This window comes from Sphingomicrobium astaxanthinifaciens (assembly GCF_022865105.1).
GTDB lineage: Bacteria > Pseudomonadota > Alphaproteobacteria > Sphingomonadales > Sphingomonadaceae > Sphingomicrobium > Sphingomicrobium astaxanthinifaciens.
This window is the reverse complement of record NZ_JAKNYM010000001.1, coordinates 622,471-639,607: the sequence shown is the minus strand read 5'-3', so window position 1 is coordinate 639,607 and position 17,137 is coordinate 622,471. Positions and strand designations below refer to the sequence as shown.

Here is a 17,137-nt window from a genome sequence, read left to right as displayed (position 1 = left end):
TATGTGCGGATTAGTTGGTGTCCTCAATCGCAACGGTTCGGTCGAGAAAGGCCGGATGGAAGCGGCGCTGCGCACGATGTCGGACCAGATCGTCCATCGCGGACCCGACGGATCGGGGACCTGGACCGACGGGACGGTCGGGTTCGCCCATCGCCGCCTCGCGATCATCGACCTCAACGAGCGGTCGGACCAGCCGATGCACACGGCCGACGGGAAGCTCACCATCGTCTACAACGGCGAGACCTATAATTTCATGGACCTGCGCGCCGAACTCGAGGCGCTCGGCCACCGCTTCCAGACCGAGAGCGACACCGAGGTGCTGCTCTACGGCTATCGCCAGTGGGGCGATGACCTGCCCTCGAAGATGCGCGGCATGTTCGCCTTCGCGATCTGGGACCATGACAAGCAGGAACTGTTCCTCGCCCGCGACCGCTTCGGCAAGAAGCCGCTGGTCTATGCGTGGTGCGGCGATGCGCTGCTGTTCGGATCGGAGGTCAAGTCGCTGCTCGAATGGCCCGGTTTCGAACGGCGCACCGACCTGCGCGTGATCCACGACTACCTCTCGTTCGGCTACACGCCCGGCATCGATACCGCCTTCCTCGGGGTCAAGCGCCTGCCGCCCGCCCATCACCTGCGGGTGACCCCGCGGCACGGCCCGGGCAACCCGCCCTCTCCGCAGCGCTACTGGCGGCTCGCCGAGGTCGATCCCGCCAAGGGCGAGATGACCCGGGACCAGGCGGCGGGCGAATTCCTCGAGCGCTTCGACGAAGCGCTGCGGATGCGGCTGATTTCCGACGTGCCGCTCGGCGCCTTCCTGTCGGGCGGGGTCGATTCCTCGGCGGTGGTCGCGCGCATGTCGGCCTTCGTGCGCGAGCCGATCAAGACTTTCAGCGTCGGCTTCGACGTGGCGGGGTTCGACGAGACCGCCTGGGCCCGCGAGGTCGCCGAGCGCTACGAGACCGAGCATCACAGCTTCAAGATGGACTATGGGCTGATCGACACGCTGCCCGAGATCATCTGGCATTATGGCGAGCCCTTCTCGGATTCGAGCGCGCTCGTGAGTACCGCGCTCAGCCACAAGATCCGCCAGCATGTCACCGTCGCGCTGACCGGCGACGGGGGCGACGAGATCTTCCTCGGCTATTCGCGCTACGATCGCTTCCAGACGATGATCGCCGGGCTCGGCGATCGTGGCGAGAGCCTGCGCCAGAAGATCGTCATCGACCCCGAAGGCACCTTCGGGCGCCCGACCATCCGCGACCGCTATATCCCCTTCATCGACAAGTTCCGCGACCGCCACAAGCAATGGGGCTACGGGCCGGCGCTGATCGACTATCTGCTGGCGCCCTCGTCGGATCGCCTGCCCGCCTATTTCGAGCTGGCGGACGACCATAATGCGATCGACATCGCCGCGCGAGCCGAGGTCGACACTTATTTGCCCGACGACCTGCTGATCAAGGCGGACATCGCGACGATGGCCGCGAGCGTGGAGGGGCGCAGCCCGTTCCTCGATCACGAGCTGGCCGACTGGGCGGCCTCGCTGCCGCAGCACCTGCGCGTGTTCGAACGCAACGGCCGCCTCGAGATGAAGGCGCTGCTCAAATATGCGATGGAGCCGCAGCTGAGCGAGGACGTGCTCTACCGCGACAAGCAGGGGTTCGCGGTGCCGGTGCAGCACTGGCTGCGCTACGAGATCCGCGACCTCGTCGGCGACCTGTTGACCAGCAAGGCGTTCCGCGAGCGCGGCTACCTGCGGCCCGAATTCACCAACTGGATGCTCGACCAGCATTTCAAGGGGCACGAGGACCATGGCACGAGGCTGTGGAACCTCCTGTGTCTCGAACTGTGGCACCGCACCTTCACCGATCGCCGTGAAAGCGGCCCGCTCGACATCGACGTCGGCGCGCCCGACGCGTTCGAGCAGGTGAAGGCCGAAGGAGTGGCGGCATGACCTTCATGATCAAGCGACCGCTCAAGGGCAAGCCGACCCCGCCGCCCGCGCTGGTCGACCGTCGCGACAAGCTCATCAACCAGGCCTTCGATGCCTATCACGAAGGCGACGAGGCGCGTGCGCTCGCCAAGTTCGACAAGGTGATCCGCGAGGGCGAGCGCGACGTCGCGATCATCGAGGCGGCGGCCTTCGTCGCCAACCAGGCGCGGCGCTGGAAGGAAGCGGCGCGCTACTGGTTGATGCTGCACGAGATGAGCCCCAAGCGTCCGGGGCCGATCAACCAGCATGTCAACGCGCTGATCCAGCTGCGCCGCCACGACGAGGCCGAGGCCTTCTGCACCGAGCGCGAGGCGCTGCAGGAAGAGGACATGGCGCCGCTGCGCGACAGCCTCCTCATCCGCATCAACCTGGCGCAGGGCAAGGTCAACGAGGCGCATGCGCTCGCCGATGCGCTCCACCAGAAGGAAGGCGACGACAATCGCGCGATGTCGATCGCGCAGGCCTTCATCGACCAGGGCTTCACCGGGCTGGCCGAGATGTGGCTCGACCGGATCGATCCCGATGGCCCGCTCGCCAAGGAGCGGGTGCTGGCGCGCGCGCGCCTTTTCTATTCGCAGGGCAACTGGCAGCGCGCCGACAAGGAATATGCCGAGGTCGAGCGCATCTTCGAGGGCAAGAACGCCCGCGACGCGCGCATCTTCCTCGCGCGGATCGCCTTCAATCGCGGCGACCTTCGGCTCGCCGAGGATCGCTATGGCGCGGTGCTGAAGGACACCCCCGACCATGGCGAGGCCGCCATGTTCTTCATCCGCCAGGCCATCAACGACAATGATTATGAGAAGGCGCGCGAGCTGCTCGAACTGTACGGCCACTGTCTCGATGCGGTGACCCGGATCAACTTCCAGGCGCGCGTGGCGATGCGCGAGGACCTGTCCGACAGCATCGGCTATTACGAGCGCGGGATCGAGGAGAATGAGGACAATATCAAGCTGCGCCTCGGCTTCGTCGAATTCCTGATCAGCGTCGAGAAGCTGGATCAGGCGCGCACCGAGCTCGACAAGGCGCTGGCGCTCGATCCCGACAATTTCCTGCTCAACCGGACGCTGGCGCGGATCCTGCGCAAGCAGGGTGCCCCGTTCCTCGCGCAATTGGCGCAGGTCGAACGCGCGCTGTCGTTGCAGCCCTCCGACGTCAACATGCTCAACGATTACGGCAACCTGCTCGCCAGCTGCAATCGTCGCAACGACGCGATCCGGCACTTCGAGGAAGCGGTCGAGAAGGTACCCAAGGAGCCGATCCTCTGGCTCAACGGCGCCCACCATAAGATGCTCGACAACCGGCTCGAGGAGGCCGCCGACTTCGCCCGCCGCGGGGTCGAGACGCTTGGCGCGGAGACCGCCGAGGAACTCGCTTATGCTTCGCGCATCTTCCTCGCCGCGGGCCTCGAGGACGAGGCGCTCAAGACCACCGAGAAGGCGCTGGCGGTCAACAGCCGCTCGGGCGTCGCGCTCCGCACCGCGGTGCCGCTGCTGATGGTCACCGGCAATTACAAGCGGGCCTGGGAATTGTGCCGCTTCTACGACGAAATTCACTATCCCCGCCGGGACGAGCGAATGCTCCACGCGCAGGCACAGTGCATGGCGGCGTTCCGCGAGGTCGCGCGCGCCGAGCGCGGCCCCGACGCGCTGCCGGTCGATGCCGACAATGCGATCGAACCGGTCGAGGGCCTCTTCCCCGAACTGCTGCTCGATGCGCTGGTCAAGCATGCCGAACCTGACCACAGCCCCGACCGCAAGGGCGTCATCCAGTTTACCTCGAGCCTCGGTTCGGGGGGTGCCGAACGGCAGGTCGCCTATGTGATGCAGGGGTTCGCGGACTATCCGCTCGAGGGCGAGGAGATGGCGCTAGCGGTCAACGCGCTCAACCCCAACGTGCGCGAGGATTTCTTCCTGCCCGAGATCGAGGCCACGGGGGCCACGCTGTATCACTTCTCCGATGACCGCCGCAACGCGCTGATCCGTGACGTGATGGCGCGCCACCCCGAGCATCTGCACACCGTGCGGGCGCTGGCCGCGATGCCGCCCGAGGTGGCCAAGATGGCGATCAGCTTCTTTGCCCGGCTGGTGCAGGAGCGGCCGCGCGCGGTGATGCTGTGGCAGGACGCGGTCAATATCGCGGGCGCCATCGCCGCGATCGCCGCCGGGGTTCCGCACATCATCATCTCGACCCGTTCGACCCGTCCGGTCGAGATCCGGCGTCACCGCCGGTACCTCCACCACGGCTATCACGCGATCCTGCGTTACAAGGGCCGCGTCACGGTGCTCAACAACAGCGCCAACGGCGCGCGCGACTACGAGGACTGGCTGGGGGTCGACGAGCCGTTCATCGAGACCTTCTACAACGGCTATGATTTCGACGCGATCGCGGCGCGCACCGAAGCCGATGCGCGCGAGCGGATCCGCCGCGAGCATGGCATCCCTGAAGATGCGCTGGTGATCGGCGGGGTGCTCCGCTTCTCGACCGAGAAGCGCCCCGACCTGTGGACCCGCACGCTGATCGAGGCGGCGCGCAAGGACGACAAGGTCTACGGGCTCGTCGCGGGCGACGGCCCGATGCGCGGCGACCTGCTCGAACTGGTCGAGAAGGAAGGGCTGTCGGATCGCATCCACATGGTCGGCCGCCAGTCGCCGGTCGAGCCGTGGATGCAGGCGATGGACGTCCTGTTCCTGTCCTCGGAGACCGAAGGGCTGCCCAACGTGTTGATCGAGGCGCAGTCGATCGGGCTTCCGGTGGCGTCGATGAACGTGGGCGGCGCCCCCGAGGCGATGGCCGCGGGCGAGACCGGCATCCTGATCGAGGAGGGAACCCCCGCCGCGATCGCCGACCAGCTGGTCGAGCTGCTCGAGGACGGGCCCCGGCTCGACGCGTTCCGCCGCGCCGCGCCGCAATGGGTGCGCGAGCGCTTCAGCCTGGCGACCATGGTCGAGCGGCTCAAGGGGATCCTCGCCGACAAGCCGACCGGCGACGCGGCGGCCGCCTAGCCATGCTGACGATCACGCCGATCGGATCGTGCCGGGTCGCCACCCCCTTGCGGCTGTGCCGTGAGAGCCACGGCTTCCGGATGAACATGACGCGCATCTGGGGCTACACCCACAGTTCGTCGGAAGCGGTCCAGCAGATGCGTTACCTCAAGGGCGAGTTCGAGCCCGACGAGCGCGTCTGGCCGCTGATCTCGCCCAAGTGGCAGACCAACCCGCGACTGCGCGAGCCGTTCGAGCCCAGCGACCTCTACATTGTCGAGATCTCCTCGCAAAAGCAGATGCAGCTCGATGGCGCGGCGATCCAGCTCAACTATCTTCGACAGGCCTATGCCGACTTCTTCGCCGACCCCGAGCGCGCCAAGGCGTTCAACCGGCTGACGCTCCATGGCAGCGAGGCCGAGCGCCGCGCCTTTCTCGCCGAGCATTGGGGCAGCGACCCCCGGCAGCGCGAGGAGGCCGACCTGCTCGCGCGAATCGAGATGACCCGGACCGACGAGGCAGCGCTGATCCGCGACATGGAGGCACTCGAAGCCGGGCTCGGCGAGGTCCTCTTCGTCACCCATGTCAACGCGCGCGACAATATGGGCGAGCGGCTCGCCGGCCGCGATCGCTTCATCGAGACGGTCAAGGCGGCGGGGCGCAAGATCGGCGCGCGCGTCTACGACCCTACCGCGCTGATGGAGCAATTCGGGCAGGAGCGCGCGATCGAGGACCATTCGACCGCGCTGGCGCATTTCACCGAGCCGTTCAGCGAGGCGGTGCTCGACGACTGGTACGAACGCTTCATCCACGACCAGATCGCGGCGATGGTGAGCGAGAACCCCGAGGATGCGATCGAACGGGTGGTGGTGCCGCATGCCGAGGCGTTCATCGCCACCGGCGACGCCGACAAGCGCGACGAGGTCAAGCTGCTGCTCGAAGCGGTCGAGAGCTATTTTCCCGCCAATCCCGAGGCCAAGCGCCTGCGGCTCGAGCTGGCGATCGTCGACGGCTCCGAGGCTGAGGTGAAGCGCGCCTTCTTCCAGGTCGCGATGAACAGCGACCTGTCGGCGCTGGGCAAGCTGGGGGAGCTGCTCGCCACCCTCCCGATGATCGAGGAGTGGGCCGAAGAGCTGAAGGAGGCCCCGGTGCTCAATGCGGGTTCGGCGGGATGGCTCGCCCGAATTCTGCGCGGCCAGGGTCGCGAGACGCTTGCGCTCGCCTTGGAAAATCGCATGTAAGGCACGTCATGAGTGAAGTTGGAACCAGCCAGTCCCCCGAAGACCTCGCTGCGCGTTTAGACGCGTTCGACCTGAACGATGACGACCAGTTCGAGCGCGCACGCAACACCGTCCTCGGCCCCGCCATCGAGGCGCGCGACTATGACCAGATCGACCGCTATTTCGCGGCGCTGATCGAGCGCCGGCCCGACCGCTACCGCGAGAAGATCGACCGGATCGACTATGCGCTGATGGGCGGGCGGAAGGCGCAGGCGAGCGCGTTGCTCGACCAGCTCGGGGTGCGCTGCGACACCAAGGACGCGACGGTGCCCGGGTGGGTGCATGGGGCGGTGCTGCGGATCCTGCTCCAGCTCGATCGTTATGACGAGGCCTGCCAGCTGGCGCGGCTGTACCTGCCCGATTTTCGCGCCGACAAGACGATGGCGCTGATGGCGCTGCGCGCCTTCGAGCGCGCGGGCGAGGAGAGCGAGGTGCTTGAGACCGCGCGCGCGGTGCGCAACCTGGCCGAGGACGACCATGACGCGCTCGGCGAAATGGCCTTCTACCTGGTCAATCGCCGCCGCGCCAACCTCGTGCGCGACCTGCTCGGCGGGATCGCGGTGCCGGACAGCGACAATTTCCGGTTACTGAGCGAATATGGCCGGGCGATGTTGCAGACCCATTCGACCGATCCGCAAATCGTCGACATCCTCGAGAAGGCGGTGGCGCTCAAGCCCGAGGACCGGCAGGCGCGTCTCCAGCTGTCGCGCGCGCTGGCCCGCCTCGGTCGCGACGCGCGCGCGCTCGAGGTGCTCGAATATGATCCCGAGACCATCGATGATGAGCAGGAGAGCTTTCGCGCGCAGGTCGCCGAAGCGCTCATGCTGAACGATCGCAACGAGGATGCGATGCGGCTCTATCGCCGCCTCGTCGAGGACAATCCGCACCATGGCGGCTGGCGGCGGGCGCTGGTCAGTGCCTCGCTGCGCGCCGGGCACGAGGACGATGCGAAGACCCACTACAAGGAGGACCTCGCGAGCCGCGATCTGTCCGGCTATGCCGATTTCGAGTCGGCGCTGCGCGGGCTCGACAACCGCATCGAGCGTGGGTCGATCCCGGCCGCGCGGTTCGAATGGGCGTGGCGCAAGCTCGACCAGATCGGCTGCCGCCCGGCCGACCGCGAGGCGTGGGAGCGCGCCAACATCCGCAACAACCTCGCCGACCATCTCACGCTCAACTGGATCGAGACGCGGCCGCAGGACGCGGGCCAGATCCTAGAGCGGATGGACGGGCTCGAGGAGGCGATCGACCGGCTGCGCGAGGAGACCCGCGACGGCATGGGGGTCTTCCTCGCCGCCGCGCACATCGGCGCGCTGTTCGCGGGGCCGGTCGGGCTGGCCAACAGCGATCTCGACTATCGCTGGGTGGCCTCGACCCCGTCGGTCTCGAACGCCCCGGGCGCGAAGAACCTGCTCTCCACCTATTCGCAAAATCGCATGCGGCTGGCCAAGAAGATCTTCGGCGCGGTGCGCGAGGGCGCGGTCGTGAGCCTCGCCATCGACGGCAGTTCGTCGGTCGCGGCGCGCCCGATCGATTACGAGGGCGACCACATCCTGCTGTCGGACTTCGTGCCGCGCGCGGTCTACCAGCTGGGCGTGAAATGCTTCTTCCCGCAGGTCGTCTGGGTCGGGGACCGGGTCCAGGTGCGGCTCGAGGAAATGATCATGCCGCGCCCGATCGACACGCTCGATGCCTTCATTCCGGTGTGGTTCACCGATTTCACGCGGATCCTGTCCGAGACCTTCTGCAGCTATCCCGACAGCCTGCGCCTATCGGGCGGCTTCTGGCGCGAGATCGCGCTCTAGCCCACGGGGCGGGAACGCGGCGCTGGGGCCCGGCGGACTTTTCTGCTACGGGGCGAGAACGACCAAGAGGGGGGCTCGATCCGACCGACTGTCACATTCTGGCACCAGTACGGCGACGTTCTGGAGGCCCCCGAGGAACCTTCTGCGTCCTCTTCGGTAAACGAGTAACGATCATGGCAAGCAGCGGGACCACTCTCCAGCCTCTCAAGGCGCGCACCGACATGGCCTCGGCCAGTCATGAGGCTTGCCGCCACGCCGAAGCGGTGCTCAAGGCTCGGCTCGAGGAACTGCTGGCTCGCTCGCGCAGCGTCGCCACCGCCGGCGAGCAGCTGGCGATCGCGCGCCAGCTGACCGAGGGGCGCGCCATCGGCTACCAGAACATGTCGCTGCTGCTCCAGATCCAGGAGCGCGCGCGCAAGCTCGAAGGGCTCGCCGAGGGCTGGCAACAGCTGTTCGAGGTGATGCCCAACGACCGCACCGTCCTGCGGCACCACCTTCTCTGGCTGACCCGGCAGGGACGCGGCGATCTCGCGCTCGAACTGCTCGATCGCTGGCTGCCCGAGAACCTCGAGCGGCGCGATATCGCCTTCACCCGCGCCCAGATCCTCGACGAGATCGGGCAGGCCGAGGCCGCCGACGCGCTCTTCGCCCGGCTCGTCGAGCGCTACCAGAACCGGCATGCCATCCGGATCGACGCCGCCAAGCGGCTGCTCAAGCGCGGCTGGATCATCGAGGCGCGCGCGATGATCGCGCCGTCGGCGCAGGGCTCCTCGGCGGCGGGGCGCAAGCTGGCCGCCGACATCGAGCAGACCTGCGCGATGATGCTCCGCTACGAGCCGGAAGAGGCGCTGCGCGGCACCGATTACCGGCTCTTCGCGCTTAAGCATGCGATCCGCCATTTTCGCGGGCGCGACCGCCGGCGCGAGGTGGCGCACGAGCATGAAGGGGTGGCGCTCGTCACCGGCAGTCTCGGTCCCGGCGGGGCCGAACGGCAGATGACCCGGCTCGCCTGCCACCTGCAACGCGACTATCTGAACGAGCGCAAGCGCATCGAGGGCCCCGTCGAGGTCATCGTCAAGTCGCATCGAAAATCGATCCAGGCGAGCTTCTTTTTGCCCGACCTCGCCAAATGCGGGGTCCCCGTCTCCGAGCTCGACCAGCGCACCCCGGTCGCGGCCCGCAAGCAGGCGCTCGCCGACCCCGAACTGGTCGAGTTGCTCGGCCACATGCCGCCGCAGGTGCATTACGGGGTGACGCGCCTCGCCCCCCTGCTGGCCGAGCGCCCGCGCGAGGTGGTGAGCCTGTGGCAGGACGGCGCCTGCCTTATCGGGGCGCTCGCCGCGTTGATCGTCGGCACCCCCAACATCCAGCTGATGTTCCGCGGCCTGCCGCCCAACATCCGCCGCGACCGCTTCAAGCCCGAATATGTGATCCTCTATCGCGAGCTGGCGCGGTTGCCGGGGGTCCAGTTCGTCTCCAACAGCCGCGCCGCCGCCGCCGCCTATGCCGAATGGCTCGACCTGCCGCTCGACCGTTTCCACGTGCTCTACAACGGCGTCCCGCCGCTCTCGACCGACGGCAGCGAGGCCGACGAGCGGGCATGGGAGAGCTTCGCGGCCCGGACCGCCGATGCGACCGAGACGATCGGCGGGGTGTTCCGCTTCGAGAGCGACAAGCAGCCCTCGCGCTGGATCGACCTGGCCCACCGCTATCTCAAGCGCCGACCGACCGCGCGATTCGTCATCGTCGGCCACGGGCGGCTGTTCGATACCGTGCGGGACCGCGCGATCCAGCACGGCATCGCCGACCGCATCCTGTTCGTCGGCCATTCGACCAACATCGGCTTTTGGTACTCGAAGATGGACGTCAAGGTGCTGCTCTCGCGCTACGAAGGGCTGCCCAACGTGCTGATCGAGGCGCAGTATCTGGGGATCCCGGTGGTGACCACGCCGGCGGGCGGGTCGGCCGAAACGCTGCTCGAGGAGCGTAGCGGGGTGGTCCTCGGCTCGGCCGACGAGATCGACTATGACGAGGCCTGCGCGGGGATCGAACGGATGCTCGCCTCGCGCGACGACCCCGAGCGGGGCGAGGCCATGTCGCATGTCGCGCTGCGCTTCTCGGTCGCACAATTTGTCGACAATTTCGCCGCACTTGCTGTAGGCAGGTAGCCGCACGAGGCGAGGGAAGAGGCGACAGGATGATCTCTAGGCGTTTGGGGTGCGTGCTGGCGCTGGCGCTGGCAGTCGGTGGCTGCACGCTGCCGCGCAGTGCGCCCACCACGGCCGAATTCGTCGGCAATAGCGCGGATAGCGGTCTCGTCATCACGCCGATCGACGCGGCGGATGCGCAGGCCTATCGCGCGAGCCCGGGCCAGGGTTTTCCGGCGGCGATGCTGGAAGCCGAGCCGATCGACCTCGAGCGCGTGTCGGTCGGTGACGACCTGCGCCTGTCGATCATCGAGGGGACCGGGCTCCAGAGCAGCGCGCTGCCGGGCGGCGCGCTGACGATCGAGCGGCTCGTCGTCGATGGCGACGGTTCGATCTTCGTGCCCTTCGCCGGCAGCGTGGACGCGGCCGGTCGGACGCTCGACGAGATCCGCGCGACGATCGCCGCGCGGCTGCGCCGCACGCTCTTCCGCCCGCAGGTCGACGTCCAGTTCCTCGAGCGCGCGCAGCGCACGGTGGCGATCTATGGCGATGTCGCGACCGGCGGCTCGCTCGCGCTCGCGCCCGGCATGCGCCGGCTGTCCGACCTGCTCGGCCGGGCCGGGATCCAGACCGAGACCAGCCGCGCCACGCAGGTCGAGGTGCGCCGCGACGGGATGGTCGGGCGCGTCTCGCTCGCGCGGCTGCTCGCCGACCCCGCCGAGGATATCGCGTTGCGGCCGGGCGATGTGGTGATCGTGTCCGACGCCGACCAATTCGTCACGGTGATGGGGGCGGCCGGCGTCCAGAGCCGGGTGCCCATCCTCGGCGACCGCTTCAGCCTCCTCGACGCGCTCGCCTCGAGCCGCGGGCTCGCCGACGACCAGGCCGATCCCGAAGGCGTCTTCCTGTTGCGCCGCCAGCCCGACACGCCGGTGCCGGGCGCGGCCGAGCTCGCCATCTACCAGCTCGACGTGCGCAACCCGGCCCAGCTCTTCGCGGCGGGCGAATTCGCCATGATCGATGGCGACATCGTGCTGGTCTCGAGCGCGTCCTTCGCGCAGACCCGCAAGATTCTCAGCGCGATCTCGGCCACCTTGACCACGGCATCGCGGACCAACCAGGCCATCCCATGACCGGCCCCGAGGCGATGCGGGCCGGTACTGGCCGGTCCCCCGGGCGGTTCGCGCGGCATGTGCAGACGATCATCGCCCGCGAGGTCCGCTCGCGCTACACCGGCGATCGGCTCGGCTATTTGTGGACCTACGCCACCCCGCTCGCCTGGGTCGCGATCGTCTATTTCGTCTTCCTGTTCTTCGGCAGCAGGGTTCCGATCGACACCGACATCCTCAGCTTCATCCTGTCGGGGATCATCCCCTATGCGACCTTCCGCTACGTCATCAACGCCTTCATCCGCGCGCGCATGGCGTTCAAGCAGATCATCGCGCTGGGGACGACAAGGCCCGCCGCCATCTATACCGCGGTCGGGGTGGTCGAGACCTACAACGGCCTGTTCGTCTCGGCCGGGCTGCTGGCCTTCAACTATCTGTTCTTCGGCTATTTCGAGATGCACGACGTGCTCACCGCGCTGTTCGGCTTCGCGATGGCGGCCGGGCTGGGGGCGGCGTTCGGCTACATGATGGTGGGGCTGGGCACGCACAGCGAGGCCTTCCCGCGCTCGCAGGGGATCGTCCTGCGTCCGATGTTCTACATCTCGGGCATCTTCTACATCGCCAACGAACTGCCGTTGCGGGTCCGCGAGATCCTGTCGTGGAACCCGCTCTTCCACGCCATCGAGACGCTGCGCGAGGGGATGTTCGCGGGCTATGTGAGCGTCATGGCGACCCCGCTCGTCCCTTTCGCCTGGATCGCCGCGATGACGAGCATCGGCTGGGTGGCCAAGCACGGCGGGTTGGGGCGCGCCGCCGAGGGCGACGACAGCGCCGCCAGCGAGGCCCTGATGTGATCGGCTTCGAGAACGCGCACAAATATCATCACGGCGAGTATGAGACCAAGGTGGTGCTCTACGATGTCACCTTCCTGTTCGAGCCCTCGGACCATGTCGCGGTGCTGGCCGAGGGCGGGGCGGGCAAGTCGACGCTGGTCAACCTGCTGTCTGGGCTGGACCAGCCGACCAAGGGGACCGTACACCGCGACGCCGACATGAGCTGGCCGCTCGGTTTCGCGGGGCCCTTCCACCCCGCCATGACGGGCGAGGAGAACGTGCGCACCATCGCCGCCCTCGCCGATCACGACCCCGACGAGATCGCCGCCTACGTCCGGCTGTTCACCGAACTCGGGCACCATTTCTTCGAGCCCGTCCAGACCTACAGTTCGACGATGCGCGCGCTGCTCGCCTTCGCCACCAGCATGGCAATCCCCGCACAGGTCTATCTGAGCGACGAGAAGGTCGCGGTGGGCGAGGGGGACATGCGGGCCAAGTGCGAGGCGGCGCTGCGCCGCAAGATCCGCGACGCGGGGCTGTTCCTCGTCACCCGCAACGCGCGCATCGCCCAGAGTTTCGCCGACAAGTTCGCGGTGCTCCGACACGGCCGGATCATCGCCTGTCGCGATTTCGAGGATGCCAGGGCGCTGTTCGAAGACACGACGAGCCGCCTCGACGAGATCGCCGACATCATGTCGGGTTTCCACACCGCATGAGCTTCTATAGGTAATTTCGCATGAGCAACGACGACCGACTGGCGGCATGGCGCAAGCAGCAGGCGATCGAGCCGCCGACGTCCAAGGACAAGAAGGCGGCCGATGCCGCCGAGGAAAAGGCGCGCGAGGAAGCGCGCAAGCAGGAGGCTGCCGAGGCCTTGCTGCCCAGCGCCGCCGAGCTCGAGGCCGAGCAGGCCGAGGCCGAATTGCGCCGCGCCGAACAGCGCCGCGTGCGGCGGCGGCGGATGATCGCCTTCGTGGCGCTGCCCACGCTGCTGCTCGCGCTCTATTATGCGGTGATCGCCCGCCCGCTATACGAGGCCGAGGCGACCTTCACCATCTCGACGGTCGCGGGGAGCAAGGCGGCGGGGGGCGTCGGCCTGCTCGCCGGGGTCACGGGTGGGTCCGAACTCAACGACGATTATCGCGTGCGCGAATATCTGCTCTCGCGCGAGGCGATGCTCGCCATGCAGCGCGAGCATGGGTTCCTCGACCACTTCGCTGGCAGCGGGGTCGATTTCTTCGGCGCCCCGCGCGAGATCCCGCTGCTCGGGATCGACGCGCACGACTTCTACCTGCGCCGCATCGACCTCACGGTCGACATGCAGGAGAGCCTGCTCCACCTCAAGGTGCGCGCGCTCACCCCCGAGAAGTCGGCCGAATTCGCGGCCGAACTGCTCGAACTGGGGGCCGCCAAGGTGGCGTCGATGTCGGACCGCCTCAACCGCGACCAGATCGAGGCGCTCGAGCGCGACTTCGCCGAAGCCGAGGGCAATGTCCGCGAGGCCAACGCCCGGGTCGCCGCGATCCAGCGCCGGCGCGCCGATGTCGACCCGGCCGCCAGCGCCGCCAACGCCTACTCGATCATCGCCAATTTCGAGGTCCAGCTCGCCGAGGTCGAGAGCGAGCGCCAGTCGCTGCTGGCCAACGGGCTGACCGAAAGCCCGCTGCTGCCGCGGCTCGACGCGCGCGCCAGGGCGCTGCGCCAGCAGATCGCGCGCCAGCGCGAGCGGCTGGTCGGGGGGCGCGACGGGTCGGTCCAGCGGACGCTCGTCGATTTCGAGGCGGCCACCGCGCAAAAGCAGCTGGCGGAAAGCAACCTGGAATCGATCCTGCGCACGCTCGAGGCGGCGCGCCTGCGGGCGCTCGAGCAGCGCCGCTACCTCCTGGTGATCGCCCGCCCGGTCGCGCCGAGCATCGCCGAGCTGCACCGAGTGCCGCGTTTCGTGCTGACCGCCGCGCTGCTCGCCTTGCTGGCCTATGGGCTTCTCGTCATCGGGCGGCGGCTTCGAGCGCTGCGGACGGCCTGAGGCCGATGTCCGGCGCGAAGGATGGGCCGCCGCGCGACGAGGCGGCGCTGGCCGACCGTCTCGAGGCGGCGCGCGAAGCCGCGCGGCGGGGCGCGTTCGGTCCCTTGCTGGCGATCGACGACTGGTCGGCCCCGAGCGCGCTCGAGGCATTGCGCGACTGGGGGATCGCGGCCTGCGAGGCGCACGCGGCCTGGCCCGAACTGCGCACCGTCCTGAAGCGCGCACTGGGATCCCACGGCGAGGAGATCGACCTGCTGGTCGCGCTGGCGCGCGCGCACGCCGCCGACCGGCGCGATGACGAGGCGCTCGCGATCCTCGAGCGGGCCGATGTCGACGACCCCGACGATCCGCGCCTACTCGCGGCCCGGTTCGGCCTGCTGCTGCGCGTCGGCCAGCGCGCGCGGGCCGAGCGGCTGCTGCGGAGCCGGCTCGCGACGATGGCGTTGCCCGGGGGGCTGTTGTCGGAGCTGCTGCGGCACCTCGTCGCATCCGCGTATCACGCCGAGGCGGTGGCGCTCTATGACCGCAACGCGTCCCGCGCGGAGGCGGCGGCGGACGAACTCGCGATCGATGCCGCGCGCGCCCTCGGCGACGACGCGCGGGCCGAGGCGATCGCCGCCGCCGCCGCCGCGGCGGGGCGCCAGAGCCTCGCGGCCACGCTCGTCCAGGCGCGCGGCGAGCGCGCCGCGGGGGCGTTCGAGGCGGCGATCGACCGGCTCGAGGCGGCGCGCGAGGTGCATGGCATGTCCGCACCGCTGGGGGCCGCGCTGGCCAAGGCGCAGCTTGCGGCCGGCCGGGTCGAGGAGGCCGAGGCGGGGCTGCGGGCGGCGGTCGCGCAGGACCCCGAGGATGCGCGCCTGCGGATCCTGCTCGGGCAGGCCTCGAGCGCTGCCGGCAAGTTCGAGGACGCGATCGAGCAGTTTCGCGACGCGACCCGGCTCGCGCCCGCCGAGATCGACGCGCATCGCCAAATCGTCGCGCTGCTCCACCGCCTCGGCTATCGCGACCGGGCGGCGATGCGGATGGCGGTCCTGCGCGGCGCGCTGGCCGAAAAGGTGCCCGCCGACCTCGACGCGGCACTGGCCCGCGACGACCTTCCCCTTCCCGCGCCGGAGCGCGTCGCGTGGGCGCAGCGCCTCTGCCCGGGCGCGGATCGCGCCGCGCTCGAGCGGGGCCATCGGGTCGCGCTCGGTCTCGAGCAGTGGCTCGAGGTCGTGCCCGACGCGCCCGCGCATCTCGCGGCGCGCACCACGCTGGCCGCGGCCGATCGCGAATTCCTCCTCGAGGCGCTCGCCAAGGGGCGGGGACTGGTGCTCGCCACCGCGCACCTGGCGGGGTTGTCCGGGCTGCCGCTGCTGTTCGACATGCTCGGGGTCGAGGGGCGCGCGGTGGTCGACCGACCCTCGGCGCTGCATCCCTTCGAACCGCAGGTCATCAGCGCCGCGCAGCAGAGCGACGGCGAGGTCGCCCGGGCCGCGCTGGCGACGCTCGAGCGGGGCGAGGCGCTGCTGCTCGCGGTCGACCGCCGCCCCGTGGTGCGCCCCTCGATGGTCCGCGTCGGCGATCACCACCTGCCCTACCAGTCGGTGGCGGCCCGGCTCGCCCACCACCGCGGGGCGCCGAGCGCCTTCGTCTCGCTCACGACCGCCGATCCGGGCTTTCGCTTCCTCGTCGAGCCGCTGCCGCGCAGGGGCGAGGACGAGCCGCTCGACCCGTTCCTCGATCGCTGGCGCGACGCCTACCTCGCCAGCCTCGAGCGCCGGCTCGCCGGGCCGCCGGTCGATCTCGGGCTCGAGGGCGGGATCTGGGAGGCGGGTTGATGCGCATCTTCGTGGCCACGCGCGGCTATCCGAGCGGGGAGAAGATCTACAACCACGGTTTCGTTCATCGCCGCGTGCTCGCTTATCACCGCGCCGGGCATGAGGTCGCGGTATTCGTCATCCGCCATCGCCAGCCGCATCGCACCTATGCGTGGGAGGGGGTGGGGGTCGATGTCGGCTCGGCCGAGATCGCGATCGAGCATCTTAACCGCTTCGCCCCGGACGCGATCGCGGCCCATGCCCCCGCCGACGATTTCGGGCCGCTGCTCCGCGCCTGCGCGGGCGCGATCCCGACGACCGGCTGGATCTACGGCGCCGAGCTCATCCCCTTCCACCGGGTGACCGAACGCGCCGACGACGACCCCGAGCGCGCCGCGCGCGCCGCGGCGATGTTCGAGCGGCGGCTCGCCTTCTGGCGGCGGTTGACCAACGACTGGCCGGCACGGCTCCGGCTGGCGTTCGTCTCGGCGCATGCCCGCGCCGCAGCGCAGGCCGCGTTGGGCCGGCCGGTCCCGCATGCGGTCGTCTCGCCGACCCCGATCGACACCGACCTGTTCGCCTATGAGCCCAAGCCCGCGACGCAGCGCTATCGGGTGCTGAGCATTCGCCCCTTCAGCGACTGGCGCTACGCGAACGACCTGTCGGTCGCGGCGGTGCAACGGCTGCGCGCGCGCGCCGATTTCGACCGCTTCGACTTTCGGTTCGTGGGGGAGGGGCGCCTGTTCGAGCGGCTGCTGGCGCCGATCGCCGGACTGCCCAACGTCCGCGTCGAGGAGCGTTTCCTCACCCAGTCCGAGGTCGCGGCGGCGCACCGCGAGGCCGGCCTCTTCCTCTGCCCGAGCCGCGAGGACGCGCAAGGGGTGAGCCGCGACGAGGCGATGGCCTCGGGGCTGGTGCCCGTGACCACCGCGGTGGGCGCGGTGCCCGAATTCGTCGATGCATCGTCGGGTGCGTTGGTGCCGCCCGAGGATGCCGACGCGCTGGCCGCCGCGATCGGCGAGATGGCCGACGATCCGGTGCTGTTCGCGGCGCGCTCGCGAGGGGCGGCCGAGCGGGTGCGCCGGACCATCGGGATCGAGCGGATGATCGCGCGCGAGATCGAGCTGCTCGCGACCGCCCCCTGCTGAACGCCGCCCCGGCGCGGGG

Annotated in this window: 11 protein-coding genes; all 11 read left to right on the top strand. The window is 69.2% G+C overall.

Features of this window, described 5'->3' with window-relative positions; translation table 11 throughout:
* Nucleotide 1 precedes the first annotated feature (1 nt).
* The 11 genes from asnB to L8951_RS03030 all read left to right on the top strand — a co-directional run bounded on the left by asnB (nt 2) and on the right by L8951_RS03030 (nt 17,118).
* Complete coding sequence (gene asnB / locus L8951_RS03080) at nt 2-1,951, top strand: asparagine synthase (glutamine-hydrolyzing) (RefSeq protein ID WP_244381527.1); 1,950 nt, start codon at nt 2-4, stop codon at nt 1,949-1,951.
* Entirely contained in the window at nt 1,948-4,992 is a 3,045-nt protein-coding gene (locus L8951_RS03075; protein ID WP_244381526.1) for a glycosyltransferase, read from the top strand. Before asnB ends, L8951_RS03075 begins: the two co-directional genes overlap by 4 nt.
* A gap of 2 nt (nt 4,993-4,994) precedes the next feature.
* Nucleotides 4,995-6,212: a hypothetical protein gene (locus tag L8951_RS03070; protein ID WP_244381525.1), complete on the top strand. Its 1,218-nt coding sequence runs from the start codon at nt 4,995-4,997 to the stop codon at nt 6,210-6,212.
* 8 nt (nt 6,213-6,220) lie between these two features.
* Nucleotides 6,221-8,056: a hypothetical protein gene (locus L8951_RS03065; protein WP_244381524.1), complete on the top strand. Its 1,836-nt coding sequence runs from the start codon at nt 6,221-6,223 to the stop codon at nt 8,054-8,056.
* 173 nt (nt 8,057-8,229) lie between these two features.
* Nucleotides 8,230-10,224 (top strand): glycosyltransferase, encoded by a 1,995-nt coding sequence (locus L8951_RS03060; protein ID WP_244381523.1) that lies wholly within the window; start codon nt 8,230-8,232, stop codon nt 10,222-10,224.
* 53 nt (nt 10,225-10,277) lie between these two features.
* The gene (locus L8951_RS03055; protein WP_244381522.1) at nt 10,278-11,336 is read left to right on the top strand and encodes a polysaccharide biosynthesis/export family protein; all 1,059 of its coding nucleotides are present in this window, start codon (nt 10,278-10,280) and stop codon (nt 11,334-11,336) included.
* Nucleotides 11,333-12,166: an ABC transporter permease gene (locus L8951_RS03050; RefSeq protein WP_244381521.1), complete on the top strand. Its 834-nt coding sequence runs from the start codon at nt 11,333-11,335 to the stop codon at nt 12,164-12,166. Before L8951_RS03055 ends, L8951_RS03050 begins: the two co-directional genes overlap by 4 nt.
* Nucleotides 12,163-12,861 (top strand): ABC transporter ATP-binding protein, encoded by a 699-nt coding sequence (locus L8951_RS03045; protein WP_244381520.1) that lies wholly within the window; start codon nt 12,163-12,165, stop codon nt 12,859-12,861. Before L8951_RS03050 ends, L8951_RS03045 begins: the two co-directional genes overlap by 4 nt.
* A 20-nt stretch (nt 12,862-12,881) precedes the next feature.
* Nucleotides 12,882-14,171: a KpsE/RkpR family capsule polysaccharide export protein gene (locus L8951_RS03040; RefSeq protein WP_244381519.1), complete on the top strand. Its 1,290-nt coding sequence runs from the start codon at nt 12,882-12,884 to the stop codon at nt 14,169-14,171.
* A gap of 5 nt (nt 14,172-14,176) precedes the next feature.
* Nucleotides 14,177-15,991: a tetratricopeptide repeat protein gene (locus L8951_RS03035; protein WP_244381518.1), complete on the top strand. Its 1,815-nt coding sequence runs from the start codon at nt 14,177-14,179 to the stop codon at nt 15,989-15,991.
* Nucleotides 15,991-17,118, top strand: coding sequence for a glycosyltransferase family 4 protein (locus tag L8951_RS03030; protein ID WP_244381517.1), 1,128 nt, complete (start codon nt 15,991-15,993; stop codon nt 17,116-17,118). The genes L8951_RS03035 and L8951_RS03030 overlap by 1 nt, the downstream gene beginning before the upstream one ends.
* Nucleotides 17,119-17,137 lie beyond the last annotated feature (19 nt).

Coding starts and splice junctions, on each gene's coding strand:
- asnB (WP_244381527.1), top strand. CDS start 2: ATGTGCGGATTAGTTGGTGTCCTCAATCGCAACGGTTCGGTCGAGAAA.
- L8951_RS03075 (WP_244381526.1), top strand. CDS start 1,948: ATGACCTTCATGATCAAGCGACCGCTCAAGGGCAAGCCGACCCCGCCG.
- L8951_RS03070 (WP_244381525.1), top strand. CDS start 4,995: ATGCTGACGATCACGCCGATCGGATCGTGCCGGGTCGCCACCCCCTTG.
- L8951_RS03065 (WP_244381524.1), top strand. CDS start 6,221: ATGAGTGAAGTTGGAACCAGCCAGTCCCCCGAAGACCTCGCTGCGCGT.
- L8951_RS03060 (WP_244381523.1), top strand. CDS start 8,230: ATGGCAAGCAGCGGGACCACTCTCCAGCCTCTCAAGGCGCGCACCGAC.
- L8951_RS03050 (WP_244381521.1), top strand. CDS start 11,333: ATGACCGGCCCCGAGGCGATGCGGGCCGGTACTGGCCGGTCCCCCGGG.
- L8951_RS03040 (WP_244381519.1), top strand. CDS start 12,882: ATGAGCAACGACGACCGACTGGCGGCATGGCGCAAGCAGCAGGCGATC.
- L8951_RS03035 (WP_244381518.1), top strand. CDS start 14,177: ATGTCCGGCGCGAAGGATGGGCCGCCGCGCGACGAGGCGGCGCTGGCC.
- L8951_RS03030 (WP_244381517.1), top strand. CDS start 15,991: ATGCGCATCTTCGTGGCCACGCGCGGCTATCCGAGCGGGGAGAAGATC.